At 35.8% G+C, this 12,434-nt stretch carries 12 protein-coding genes; 8 read left to right on the plus strand and 4 right to left on the minus strand.

Features of this window, described 5'->3' with window-relative positions:
* Nucleotides 1-261 precede the first annotated feature (261 nt).
* Together NYQ66_RS15605 and NYQ66_RS15610 are read left to right on the plus strand one after the other, a co-directional pair.
* Nucleotides 262-489 (plus strand): hypothetical protein, encoded by a 228-nt coding sequence (locus NYQ66_RS15605; RefSeq protein WP_259870711.1) that lies wholly within the window; start codon nucleotides 262-264, stop codon nucleotides 487-489.
* Nucleotides 490-564: 75 nt separating this feature from the next.
* Nucleotides 565-1,878, plus strand: coding sequence for a DRTGG domain-containing protein (locus tag NYQ66_RS15610; RefSeq protein ID WP_259870712.1), 1,314 nt, complete (start codon nucleotides 565-567; stop codon nucleotides 1,876-1,878).
* A gap of 134 nt (nucleotides 1,879-2,012) precedes the next feature.
* On the opposite strand, the gene NYQ66_RS15615 is transcribed toward NYQ66_RS15610, so the two are convergent.
* The gene (locus tag NYQ66_RS15615) at nucleotides 2,013-2,306 is read right to left on the minus strand and encodes a YtpI family protein (RefSeq protein ID WP_259870713.1); all 294 of its coding nucleotides are present in this window, start codon (nucleotides 2,304-2,306) and stop codon (nucleotides 2,013-2,015) included.
* 114 nt (nucleotides 2,307-2,420) lie between these two features.
* Between NYQ66_RS15615 and NYQ66_RS15620 the strand changes: the two genes are divergently transcribed.
* On the plus strand, nucleotides 2,421-3,377 hold the full coding sequence (locus NYQ66_RS15620; protein ID WP_259870715.1) for a DHH family phosphoesterase: 957 nt from the start codon (nucleotides 2,421-2,423) through the stop codon (nucleotides 3,375-3,377).
* Between the two features lie 72 nt (nucleotides 3,378-3,449).
* On the opposite strand, the gene NYQ66_RS15625 is transcribed toward NYQ66_RS15620, so the two are convergent.
* From NYQ66_RS15625 to NYQ66_RS15635, 3 genes are all read right to left on the minus strand, one after another.
* Nucleotides 3,450-3,635, minus strand: a complete 186-nt coding sequence (locus NYQ66_RS15625; RefSeq protein WP_259870716.1) for a hypothetical protein — start codon at nucleotides 3,633-3,635, stop codon at nucleotides 3,450-3,452.
* A gap of 142 nt (nucleotides 3,636-3,777) precedes the next feature.
* Complete coding sequence (ytrI, locus tag NYQ66_RS15630) at nucleotides 3,778-4,284, minus strand: sporulation membrane protein YtrI (RefSeq protein ID WP_259870717.1); 507 nt, start codon at nucleotides 4,282-4,284, stop codon at nucleotides 3,778-3,780.
* Nucleotides 4,284-4,616, minus strand: coding sequence for a YtrH family sporulation protein (locus NYQ66_RS15635; protein WP_259870718.1), 333 nt, complete (start codon nucleotides 4,614-4,616; stop codon nucleotides 4,284-4,286). The genes ytrI and NYQ66_RS15635 overlap by 1 nt, the downstream gene beginning before the upstream one ends.
* A gap of 301 nt (nucleotides 4,617-4,917) precedes the next feature.
* Here NYQ66_RS15635 and dnaE point away from each other — a divergent pair, with 301 nt between their 5' ends.
* The 5 genes from dnaE (at nucleotide 4,918) to pfkA (ending at nucleotide 12,361) form a co-directional block, all read left to right on the plus strand.
* The gene (gene dnaE / locus NYQ66_RS15640; RefSeq protein ID WP_259870719.1) at nucleotides 4,918-8,268 is read left to right on the plus strand and encodes a DNA polymerase III subunit alpha; all 3,351 of its coding nucleotides are present in this window, start codon (nucleotides 4,918-4,920) and stop codon (nucleotides 8,266-8,268) included.
* Nucleotides 8,269-8,679: 411 nt separating this feature from the next.
* On the plus strand, nucleotides 8,680-9,285 hold the full coding sequence (locus NYQ66_RS15645) for a FadR/GntR family transcriptional regulator (RefSeq protein ID WP_259870720.1): 606 nt from the start codon (nucleotides 8,680-8,682) through the stop codon (nucleotides 9,283-9,285).
* 54 nt (nucleotides 9,286-9,339) lie between these two features.
* A complete protein-coding gene (gene accD, locus NYQ66_RS15650; RefSeq protein ID WP_259870722.1) occupies nucleotides 9,340-10,182 on the plus strand; it encodes an acetyl-CoA carboxylase, carboxyltransferase subunit beta in 843 nt (280 codons plus the stop codon).
* 12 nt (nucleotides 10,183-10,194) lie between these two features.
* Nucleotides 10,195-11,154, plus strand: a complete 960-nt coding sequence (gene accA / locus NYQ66_RS15655) for an acetyl-CoA carboxylase carboxyl transferase subunit alpha (RefSeq protein ID WP_259870723.1) — start codon at nucleotides 10,195-10,197, stop codon at nucleotides 11,152-11,154.
* A gap of 247 nt (nucleotides 11,155-11,401) precedes the next feature.
* Complete coding sequence (gene pfkA / locus NYQ66_RS15660; RefSeq protein ID WP_259870725.1) at nucleotides 11,402-12,361, plus strand: 6-phosphofructokinase; 960 nt, start codon at nucleotides 11,402-11,404, stop codon at nucleotides 12,359-12,361.
* The last annotated feature ends 73 nt before the right edge of the window (nucleotides 12,362-12,434 follow it).

A 12,434-nucleotide genomic window follows, 5' to 3' on the forward strand; every position in this document is an offset into this window, starting at 1 on the left:
CTGCGAGACAGGCGAGACCCTGCAGGAGCGAAGCGACGAAGCGGCTCGGCGCTCGCCCCACGGAAAGCGGAGTGTATTTCCGGAACGGTAGAGCAGTATTATCATCTTTAATTACTGCACAGTATGGATCAACTACACAGTATTAATTGCTTACTATAAAAAAGCCAGAAGTGTATTCTTCTGGCTTTTTGTGTGCTTAAATCATGAACGCTCTAATGTATGCATAGTATTAGGTATATATAATACAGAGGAGTGAAAGATATGAAACAGTATGCCTTATTACGGATTTTATTAGCCTGTTTTCTACTCTATCTCGCTTGGCCTGCAATTAACGGAGAAGTAACAAAAGCATCATCTGTTTTTTGGGCAGGATGGCTTACTTCTTTTATATTAGTAGTGGGTTCTAACTTAGCAACACTATTAAAAATGACCAAGCCACCAGCAATGGAACAAGAAAATAAAAAACAATATCAATTTGGAAAAAATTGATACAATCCTTCCACATCTGTATAATAACAATAGGGGATAATTAATTAGTACAGATGGAAAGATTGGTGAGAGGCTTTGGCTACCAAACATGAACAGATATTAAATTTTATTGAATCACTTAAAGTTGGAAACAAAATATCAGTTAGACAAATTGCAAAAGAACTGAATGTAAGTGAAGGAACAGCTTATCGAGCGATTAAAGAAGCGGAGAACCAAGGGCTTGTTAGTACGATTGAACGAGTTGGGACAATCCGAATTGAACGAAAGAAAAAAGAGAACTTTGAACATCTAACTTTTGCTGAAATTGTTAGTATTGTAGATGGACAGGTCCTTGGTGGTAGAGAAGGATTATATAAAACGTTAAATAAGTTTGTTATTGGAGCAATGAAATTAGATGCCATGATGCGTTATACAGAAAAAGATTCGTTGCTAATTGTTGGAAATAGGGTAGAAGCACATGAGCTTGCAATTAAAGAAGGAGCGGCTGTTCTTATTACAGGTGGCTTTGATACGGAAGACCAAGTCAAACGTTTAGCTGATGAAAAGAAACTACCAATCATTTCTACAAGCTATGATACGTTTACAGTTGCAGCAATGATTAATAGGGCAATCTATGATCAATTGATCAAAAAAGAGATTGTACTAATTGGCGATATCTTCATCCCATATGATCATACTTTTTTTCTAACAACGAAAGATCAATTAACGAAGTGGTATGAATTTAATGAACAAACAACGCATAGTCGATATCCTGTAGTAGACGAAAATAACCGGGTAGTTGGAATGGTTACTTCAAAGGATATTATTGGGAAAGATAAGCTCGTCTCTATTGATAAAGTAATGACAAAAAATCCAATGACAGTTTTAAAAGAAACATCTCTAGCCTATGCTGCGCACATGATGGTTTGGGAAGGAATAGAAATTATGCCTGTTGTTGATAATCACAATAAACTGGTAGGACTTATTTCAAGACAGGATGTATTAAAAGCATTGCAGCATATTCAACGCCAACCACAAGTTGGAGAAACAATTGATGATATTGTTACAAGCAGGTTAGAAGTATTATCTGATGACAATCAAAACATGGTTTTTCGCTCAGATGTAACGCCGCAAATGACAAATCAATTAGGAACATTATCATATGGTGTATTAGTTTCTTTTGTAACTGAAGCAGGAGGTAGAGTCTTAAGACAATATAAAAAGGGAGATCTTGTGGTGGAAAATCTGTCCGTGTACTTTTTGAAGCCAGTACAATTAGAAAGTGTGTTAGAAATTAAATCAAGAATACTAGAAGTCGGACGTAAATCTGCAAAAGTAGACGTGGAAGTTTTTCATGATAAAGATCTTGTAGGAAAAGCTGTGCTGATGGGACAACTCATTGACCGTTAACCTCCATTTAAGCTAGCCATTACAAAGTCCATGATCGTTCAGGTTAATTCTATTTATTATCTATAACAAAACCTAGCAATTACATACACTTTCCTTTAGTATTATAGTAACAAATAAAAAGGGAACACCCATGGTTATGATTGTTCCCTTTTCTTTATTTCATTGGCGTAGTGTTTTGTTCGTTTAAATCCACTAATGATTTGGGCAACACCTAGGATGACAAAAACAATCGTTACATATAAAGCAAATTTAGTTTCATAAAACAGATATTGATTAATTCCAAAAAAGCTAATAAATACACCGAGTGAAATTTTTGCTTTTGCATTTAAGTAAACTTGTTGTAACATATCTTTACTTCGTATGATCGTCACTTTATAGTACACATATAAAATTAATGAAACTACAATTACAATTGGGAAAATAATCATATGATTTGCTCCTAACTATCTAGTCTTTCTCCATTGTAGCTTTTTTTTAATAGATTTGCTAGGTATGTGAATGTAAGATTGAATAGGCAAATGATTGAAGGAGTGTTGGTACGAATGCAATACACAAAAGAGATACAAGAGATAATAAATAAAATACGTGAATATCAAACGATCATTATTCACCGCCATGTTCGGCCAGACCCTGATGCGTATGGTTCGCAAGTGGGATTGGCAGAAATTATAAAGCATTCTTTTGCAGAGAAAAGTGTATTCGTTGTTGGCGATGAAGATATATCTTTATCCTTTTTTGCGAAAATGGATGAAGTTGAAGATGAAGTGTATCGAGACGCTTTGGTTATCGTGTGTGATACAGCTAACCAAGCTCGTATAGCTGATGAACGTTACAGTACTGGAAAAGAGTTAATCAAAATTGACCATCACCCAAGTGTTGACCCATATGGTGATATTGCATGGGTAAATACAGAAGCAAGTTCTACTAGTGAGATGATCTATGAATTATTTATGCATGCAAAAGAATCAGGTTTCAAGTGCAATGATCGAGCAGCAAGTTTATTATATGCAGGTATTGTTGGAGATACTGGAAGGTTTTTATTTCCCAGTTCCACGGAAAAAACTTTTTTGTATGCATCAGATCTGGTTACCTATAATTTTGACCGAACTGCATTATATGACTCTATGTATAAAACAAAAATGAATGTTGCTCGTTTAAAAGGATATATATTACAGAATTTCCATGTGTCAGAATCTGGTGTAAGTTCGATAAAGATTACGATGGAAAAACTAGAGGAATTCGGATTAACATCATCGGAAACGAGTTCAATCGTTGGGATTTTAGGTGATATCGAAGGAATACGTGCTTGGGTAATTTTTGTTGAGGAAGAGGACTTAATCCGCGTTCGTTTGCGATCAAAGGGTCCAGTAATTAATGATATTGCTGCTAAGTATAATGGAGGAGGACATCCACTGGCTTCTGGTGCAACCATCTATAACTGGGACGAAGCTGAGGCTGTCATTAAAGACTTAGAAGAAGCATGTGCAAATAATCAATAATGATATAGTAACAACAAAAACAGGACTACCTCGATTCAATTGGTAGTCCTTCGTAATGTGATCTGAAGCAAGTTAGGGTCTTTGAGGTATAAACCAACATCCATGTTCCGACTCATCACACACAACAGTGAAATCCAATTTTGAAATTTCACGTTTCATCATTTGAATTATTTCATCGGATTCTGCATACGCATTGTATCCATTTGTAAGTCGATCTAACTTTTCTTTTACGATAAGGCTACGGCTCATAATGAACATGATCAACCACACCCTTCTATTCGGATTTTACACTGTCTACATCTATAGACAAACAAAAGCCTAATGATATCTTATTATAATTATATTAAAGAAAAGAAGGATTGACCTAAGAAATTGAAAAAATTCAAAAAAAGTTCATGCTTTAATTTGCCAGTTTGAGCTCCACATTAATTACTAGACGTTGTGATATGATAAATAGGTTTTTCACGACAGCTTGATACGAAAAGTTATCTTCATGTAATGTTTTGTTTTCAATCGCTGCAGTTAAGAGTTGATAGTTTTCAGATAAGCTATTCGTACTTTGGCCAATGACATGATTTATTTCGTCTAGTATTTTTTGCTCTAATGTATGAACGATAAGTCGGTCGAGTTTTAATTGTTTTTCATTTTCTATACTTATCTCGATCTCTTCAACCGTTATTTCTTTTTTTGATTGTTCATCAAGTTTATTTTTACTTTCTTCAAGCGCCTCATAATTTCGCTGTAACGTATTGAGTTCAGATCTAAGACTTAAATTGTCTTCTATCCATCTTTCTTGGAATTGACCATACATATAGAGGAAAATCGCAAAGGAAATAATAGCACCAATAAATGCTCCCGCTAAAAAACGTTGCCAGCCCGCCCGTTTATAGTAAGGAGGTATGTGCATTACTCGATCTCCTCCTGTGTTAACCATTCAATGACCATGAGTGAAGTCTGCACACCACCCATTGCTGTAACGATCAGTAAAATTTGTTTTAACATATCTAAAGTTGATCCTTCAAAAATTCCTTTTTCAAAATTTGAAATGGCGTCAAATGTTCCTCCGATTGCAGCTACAATGGCCCATATTCTTAAACTTTTCGCAATGCGTCCCATAAGTGTTAGTGGTGGTTCTCCCGTAGCAAAAGCACCTATGCTGCCTATTAATGAGCCTCCCATGATAACTCCTAATGCTATAAAATAACATTGAATCATAGAGGAAATAAATCTTTCTTCCATATTTCCCTCTCCTTTTTGGTCTACTATCATTATGGTAGATCGAATGAGAAAAACAAAGGCTTTCACCTGTTAAGGCAAGCCGTTTAATACGAATAACATATACCTTGCCATTGGATCCTTCACTCCTTTAAATTTATGAAAGGAATGGACAAGATATGTTAATGATTTTGATTGTATAGTCCTTCCGTTATAATAGAAGTTAAGAAAGTTTAATGATCATGGAAGAATTAGGTGTAAAGACCATATGCTGGCTTAGGACCTTAACATAAGTAACGAACTAGATTATTAAGGTGGGAAAATAATGACCTATGCTCACTTACAGGTAAGAAGTGGATTTAGTATTATGCAAAGTACAATTCAAATAGAGCGATTGGTTAAAAGTGCAAAGGAATTAGGTTTTCGTTCCATTGCATTAACAGATGAAAATGTGATGTATGGAGCTATTTCCTTTTACGAGGCTTGTTATAAAGCAGGAATCAAACCAATAATTGGGATGACGATTGACGTCGAAGTAGTAAGTGGAGAAATGCACACATGTATTGTGTTAGCGAAAAACATAGACGGATATCGTGATTTGTTACAGTTGAGTTCCCATATCCAGTTACAAGAGCAAAAGCGAATGCATCAAAATGATTTAGAGTTCTACACTTCGAACCTCGTTGTTATTCTTCCTATGCGTACTCATTTACTTGATCTCTTGTCAAACGATCGTGATCAAGAGGCAAATGCATACATAGAAGACTGGAAAAAGGTTGTACAAGTAGATAGTTTTTATTTAGGAATTGATCAAAATCAACTATCAATGCAATCTAGAATCGAAGCATTTTGCATGAACCAGGGATTGCAAGGAGTAGCTATAAGTGATGTTAGGTTTTTACATGAGGCTGACTTAGCTGCTTTCACTTGCTTACAAGCAATAAATGAAGGAAGAAAATGGAGCCAGGATGAAGAGAGTGGCGTTTCTAGCAACCATTTATATAGTAAACAAGAATTACAAACTAGATTCGGATCATGGCCTTCTTTACTACAAAAGACCAGTGACATTGTCGAGCAATGTAACGTGAAATTAGAGCTACACACACAGATGCTACCAAAGTATCAAGTTCCTGAAAATGAGACTTCCGCAACCTACTTAAGAAAACTGTGTATGGAGTCTTTGCCTGCGAAATACAAGCAAATGACACCGGAGATCAATAATCGTCTTGATTATGAATTAAAAGTGCTACAAGAGATGCAATTTAGCGATTATTTTCTTATTGTTTGGGACTTCATCCGTTTTGCTAGAAAAGAAGGTATTATGGTCGGTCCTGGGAGGGGATCGGCAGCAGGCTCTTTAGTAGCCTATTTATTAGATATTACAAATGTGGATCCAATTCAGTATAAGCTTCTATTTGAACGTTTTTTAAATCCAGAGCGCGTGACGATGCCAGATATCGACATCGACTTTTCAGATGCGCGTCGAGACGAAGTGATTGCGTATGTAAGAAACAAATATGGAATAGATCATGTTGCACAAATTATTACGTTTGGAACTTTTGCTACAAGGTCTGTTTTGCGTGAGTTATTTAAGGTAATGGACATCGATGATCAAGACGCTTCTTTTATTTTGAAGGAGATTCCTGCACAAGGTTCAGGCTCTGTTGTTACGAGTGTCAAAGCGTCAAAAGAGCTTACGGAATACGTGAAACAGTCGGAAAAATTACAAATGTTGTTTAAGATTGCTACAAAGTTGGAGGGTTTACCAAGACATATTTCCACCCACGCAGCTGGTGTCGTCATAAGTGAACAGCCATTAGTTGAACATGTGCCCCTAACTACATCACATGGTGGCTACTTAACGCAGTATGCCATGAAAGAATTAGAAACAATTGGCTTACTCAAAATAGATTTCCTAGGTCTTCGAAACTTAACGTTATTAGAAAGAATAGTGGCAACGATTGAAAGAAAAGAGAAGAAAGTCATTGACTTAGATGCTATTCCATTACAGGATCCAAGAACCTTTTCGCTTTTACAAAAGGGAAAAACAAACGGTGTATTCCAATTGGAGTCGCAAGGGATGAAAAATGTATTGAAAAAGTTAATGCCAAATCATTTTGAAGATGTGGTTGCTGTCAATGCTTTGTATCGACCAGGTCCAATGGAATATATCCCTGTGTATATAAAAAGGAAGCACAAGGAAGAACCCGTTAGTTACCCACATGGTGATTTACAACCAATTTTAAAGCAAACCTATGGTGTCCTTGTTTATCAAGAACAAATCATGCAAATTGCCAATAAGGTGGCTGGTTTCACATTAGGACAAGCAGATTTATTAAGAAGAGCAATAAGTAAAAAACAAAAAGCAGTCATGGAGGAAGAAAGAGAACATTTTATTTCTGGATGCATGAAAAATGGCTATCAGCGAAAAGTTGCGGAAGAGCTATTTGAATGGATTGTTCGGTTTTCAAACTATGGGTTCAACCGAAGTCATGCAGTTGCGTATAGTATGATTTCCTATCAGTTGGCTTACTTGAAGGCACATTATCCTACGCATTTTTTGGCAGAAATATTAAGCTCAATTTCAGGTCAACATGACAAGATACGAGCTTATTTAAAAGAAGCAAATGAATTGCAAATTAATATCTTACCTCCTTCGATCAATAAAAGCTTTGGGAAGTTTACGGTCGAGAAAAATGCAATAAGAATGGGTCTTCTTTCTATTAAAGGTATTGGGCACCAAGTGATAAAAGAAATAATACAGGTGCGAAAAGATGGACCATTTAAGCACTTATTTGATTTTTGCTTACGTGTGCCACTGAACATTATCAATCGACAAATAATTGAGGTACTAATTTTAGTAGGTGCTTTTGATGATACGAATCCTAATCGTGCTAGTTTGTTGGCAAGTCTAGATTCAGCTATGGAGCAAGGAGAATTATTCAAAGAGTTCGATGATCAACCCTCCTTTTTTCAAAAAGATATTGAACTAGATGTATCCTATAATGAAACAGATCCTTTTCCTCAAATGAAGCAATTAACGTTAGAAAAAGAATTACTTGGCATGTATGTTTCTAGTCATCCACTAGCAGAGCATCGAAAAACATTACGAGAAAATGGTTATCTTAGCTTAATGGAAATACAAAAGCATGTAGGAAAACAAAATATGTTGACTAGTGGAGTAGTACAAGAGATAAAGACAATTCGCACGAAACGTGGCGAAGGAATGGCATTTGTAAGTTTTTCTGATGAAACAGATGAAATGGATGCCGTATTATTTCCAGATGTATTTAGACAAGTAAAGCCATGGATGAAAGATGGAATGTTAGTATGTATGAAGGGGAAGGTAGAAGTTAGAAATAACAGAACGCAGCTTCTTATCGCTGAACTTACTCCTTTTCAAGATGCCAATCTGGAAAATAAAGTGGAAACAAGAATCTTTATCAAACTAACAGAAGAAAATAGTAAAATGGGATTACAACAAATAAGACAGGTTGCAGAAGAGAATCCTGGTACGGTTCCGATCATCGTATATGATGAACATACAAAGAAAACCTATCAGCTAGCAAGTGACTATTATATTCATCGTTCTAAAACAGCAATTACTGCTTTAGAAAATATCTTTGGATCTAAACAAGTAGTTCTAAAAAATGTAACAGATCATAAACATGGATGAGCAACGTATTTTGATAATACGTTGCTTTCTTTATTAGTGTAAAGGGATTTAGATAGGGGCTACTATAATAAAGAAACAATAAACAGGATAAATGATTTTTACTAGAAAAGGGATTATGTTGTCTATGCTTTACACGACTTTTTCATCTGTTATAATGTAATAGTTAAGTGGTCTGACCAATATAAAGTGAAAAATAGTTTTGCTATTATTTTAATTTTACGTTAAGAAGGACTAAGTTTTATGTGAACAAGTTTATTCGGTGTGGTTATAAGTCTAAGAATAAGGGTCTTGGTTATCCCTTTATGGACGAACACATTAGCAAAAGGGCGAGCGAATGCGTGTTTCTCTAACAATTGGTAACGAATAATGCAGACATCTTGGAATTTTGAGGGAGGGACAGCTCAGCAGTCCATGTCAACAAAATCTAAAGTATATGAAGAAATATTAGATCAAATTAAGCATTTCATAAAAGAAAATAAGCTTTCTCCAGGTGACAGACTACCTTCTGAGCGAGAGCTATCTGAGCAACTGCAGGCGGGTAGGTCTTCTGTACGTGAAGCTTTAAGAGCGCTAGAACTACTTGGACTTATTGAAACCCGTCGTGGTGAGGGGACATTTTTGAAACCTTATCGAACGTATCACACGGTAGAATTGTTATCTGCATTTATTCTACAGGAGACAAAAACACGAAAGGATATTCTTTCTTGTAAAGCAATTGTAGAGAAAGAGGCTGCAAAGCTTGCTTATAGTAAAATGAATGAAGGGGTAATAGAAGAATTAGAATCCGTTTATTCAAATAATGGACTAGACCCTAAAAAAAGGTATGAGCAGTTTTTTATCATTATTTTTAAAAAGGCAGATAATTATTTGCTAGAAACAATTTGGAAGTTACTTTATGACTTTTCTAGTACAATGGAAGAAACTAACTATTATAACCAGTCTTTTTATATCGAAATCCTACAGGCTTATAAAAAGAAGCAATTTGTATCAATAGAAGCACAATTTATGAATAATTAATAGAACTAGAAAGATTAGTCAATGAACCTGGGGGCTTTAAAGGAGGAAAAACCTTTGCTTAAAGATTTTTTTAGTAAGAAAAAGAAATATGCTTCTATTCCAAGAGAGGAAGCAAAACAAGAAATACCACAAGGATTAATGCAAAAATGTCAGGGTTGCCAAAAGATCATGTATCGCAAAGAAATGATTAAAAACTTAAATGTTTGTCCTGAATGTGGTTTCCATCATCAATTAAGTGCACATCATCGCATTGAAAGTTTATTAGATGAGGACACCTTTATGGAATGGGATGACCAATTAATCTCAAAAAACCCACTACAATTTCCGGATTATGAGGAAAAACTAGAAAAAGATAGACAAAAAACGGGGATTAACGAAGCAGTTGTAACTGGAAAAGGTAAAATAAATGGTTTGGAAACGGCTATAGCTGTGATGGATGCTAGATTCCGTATGGGAAGCATGGGTTCGGTTGTTGGCGAAAAAATCGCAAGAGCAATTGAAAACGCTAGGACTGAGTCGATTCCGCTAATCATATTTACTGCTTCTGGTGGAGCAAGAATGCAAGAAGGGGTTCTTAGTCTTATGCAAATGAGTAAAACATCGGTAGCAATTGAGCGATTTAATAAGTCTGGGGGACTATTTATTTCCGTCATGACCAATCCAACTACTGGTGGCGTATCTGCAAGTTTTGCAACCTTAGGAGATTACAACTTTGCCGAACCGGGTGCGTTAATCGGTTTTGCAGGAAGACGAATTATAGAACAAACAATAAGAGAAAAACTTCCAGATGACTTTCAAACAGCTGAATTCCAATTAAAACATGGTCAGTTGGATAAAGTAATTCCTAGACATGAGATGAAAAGCGTCTTATCAACGATACTAGATATTCATCAGTAAGGGGGAATCACCTTGAAACAAGTGCTAGAATTTGAAAAACCAATTATAGAGTTAAGAGAAAAAATAGATGAGTTAAAAAGGTTAACAGCAGATAGTGATTTTGACCTTACTAACGAAATAAATACATTAGAACAACGCTTAGAAAAACTAGAAAGTGATATTTACGGTAGTTTAAAGCCATGGGACCGTGTGCAGATTGCAAGACATCCAGATCGTCCCACTACATTAGACTACATTTCATGTCTTTTTACTGATTTTATTGAATTTCATGGAGATCGTTTATATGGTGATGACGAAGCGATTGTATCTGGTATTGCAAAGTTTCAAGGTAAACCAATAACGGTTATTGGTCAACAACGGGGTAAAAATACGAAAGAGAACATTACCAGAAATTTTGGTATGCCTCATCCTGAAGGGTACCGTAAAGCATTGCGACACATGAAACAAGCAAATAAATTTAATCGTCCAATTATAACTTTTATCGATACAAAAGGTGCTTATCCAGGTAAAGCAGCTGAGGAAAGAGGGCAAAGTGAAGCGATTGCTCGAAACCTTATGGAAATGGCTGGATTAACCGTGCCTTTAATTAGTGTTGTTATAGGTGAAGGTGGTAGTGGTGGTGCACTAGCTCTAGGTGTGACAGACCATATCCACATGTTAGAAAATTCTACGTATTCTGTTATTTCTCCAGAGGGAGCAGCGGCTTTACTTTGGAAGGATTCAAAGCAAGCACAAAGAGCAGCGGAATCATTAAAAATAACTTCTTATGATTTAAAAGAATTAAATATTGTTGATGAAGTCATCCAAGAACCAAGGGGTGGAGCGCATCGTGATGTAACAGAACAAGCTAATTATATGGGGGGAATTTTAACTAAATCTCTTGAACAATTGAATAAAATGAGTAAAGAAGAATTACTTGAAAAAAGATGGGAAAAATATAAGCAGATTGGTGATGTAGGTATCCTTTCGTAATTTTTTCTCTTTAAGTGGTAATTTTTCTATTACTATCCGTGCAAGATGTGATAGTATTAAAATTGCCCTTGTCAACGTCGTTGGCAAGGGTAAATTATGTTCCGAAGTGGAATTGCTCCAAATTTGTCATATTTGGGGATGAGATAATCAAATCTTTCCTGTATAATCTAAATTGGAATTCATCTTGTTTAAGGTTAACTTGTAATGGGGACAGTTTATAAGATATATTTTTAAAGAGGTGAGCGTGATGAAAAAAATAGGTGTTCTAACTAGTGGCGGGGATGCTCCTGGAATGAATGCAGCAGTGCGTGCTGTTGTTAGAAAATGCATTTACCATGATATTGAGGTTTATGGCGTCTATAATGGTTATCAGGGACTTATGGAAGGTAACATTAAACAGATGATATTAGGTTCTGTTGGAGACATTATTCAACGTGGAGGTACGATTCTCTATTCAGCAAGATCGGAAGAGTTCAAAACGGAACAAGGTCAACAGAAGGCTATTGAACAATTAAATCGATTTGGAATTGAAGGTTTAATTGTGATTGGCGGTGATGGATCTTTTCGTGGAGCAGAAAAATTGACCCAAAAAGGTTATCCATGTATTGGTGTTCCTGGAACAATCGATAACGATATTCCTGGTACAGATTTCACCATTGGATTTGATACAGCTTTAAATACGATAATAGATGCGATTGATAAAATTCGAGATACAGCTACATCACATGAACGTACATATGTTGTTGAAGTAATGGGGCGAAATGCGGGAGATTTAGCTTTATGGGCTGGGCTTGCAGACGGCGCCGAAAGTATTCTTATACCAGAGAAGCCAGATGACTTTGATTCTGTTGTTCAAAAATTAATCAGAGGTCAAAAAAGAGGAAAGAAACATAGTATTATCATATTAGCTGAAGGAATTGGTAGTGGTATCGATTATGGAAAGCGTATAGAAGAGGCTACTAATATGGATACGAGAGTAACTGTATTGGGTCATATTCAACGAGGCGGCTCACCATCTGGATTTGACCGGGTATTAGCTAGTCGACTTGGAGCCAAGGCCGTTGATTTATTACTAGATGGCAAGGCAGGAAGAATGGTTGGGATTCAGAAAAATGAACTCGTAGACCATGATATAATAGAAATTTTGCAACAGAAGCACCATATTAATATGGATATGTACAGATTATCCAATGAATTGTCTATTTAATTTTGGGTTAATCAACTCATACTAAGTAGGATTATGAATGAAGAACCGCGATACTCGTTATACTTTAATGAAT

The organism is Aquibacillus koreensis (assembly GCF_025154055.1).
Lineage (GTDB): Bacteria > Bacillota > Bacilli > Bacillales > Amphibacillaceae > Aquibacillus_C > Aquibacillus_C koreensis.

What these genes read in the sequence shown, in the direction of transcription:
- NYQ66_RS15605 (WP_259870711.1), top strand. Translation starts at nt 262, where the DNA reads ATGAAACAGTATGCCTTATTACGGATTTTATTAGCCTGTTTTCTACTC.
- NYQ66_RS15615 (WP_259870713.1), bottom strand. Translation starts at nt 2,306, where the DNA reads ATGATTATTTTCCCAATTGTAATTGTAGTTTCATTAATTTTATATGTG.
- NYQ66_RS15620 (WP_259870715.1), top strand. Translation starts at nt 2,421, where the DNA reads ATGCAATACACAAAAGAGATACAAGAGATAATAAATAAAATACGTGAA.
- NYQ66_RS15625 (WP_259870716.1), bottom strand. Translation starts at nt 3,635, where the DNA reads ATGTTCATTATGAGCCGTAGCCTTATCGTAAAAGAAAAGTTAGATCGA.
- ytrI (WP_259870717.1), bottom strand. Translation starts at nt 4,284, where the DNA reads ATGCACATACCTCCTTACTATAAACGGGCGGGCTGGCAACGTTTTTTA.
- NYQ66_RS15635 (WP_259870718.1), bottom strand. Translation starts at nt 4,616, where the DNA reads ATGGAAGAAAGATTTATTTCCTCTATGATTCAATGTTATTTTATAGCA.
- dnaE (WP_259870719.1), top strand. Translation starts at nt 4,918, where the DNA reads ATGACCTATGCTCACTTACAGGTAAGAAGTGGATTTAGTATTATGCAA.
- NYQ66_RS15645 (WP_259870720.1), top strand. Translation starts at nt 8,680, where the DNA reads ATGTCAACAAAATCTAAAGTATATGAAGAAATATTAGATCAAATTAAG.
- pfkA (WP_259870725.1), top strand. Translation starts at nt 11,402, where the DNA reads ATGAAAAAAATAGGTGTTCTAACTAGTGGCGGGGATGCTCCTGGAATG.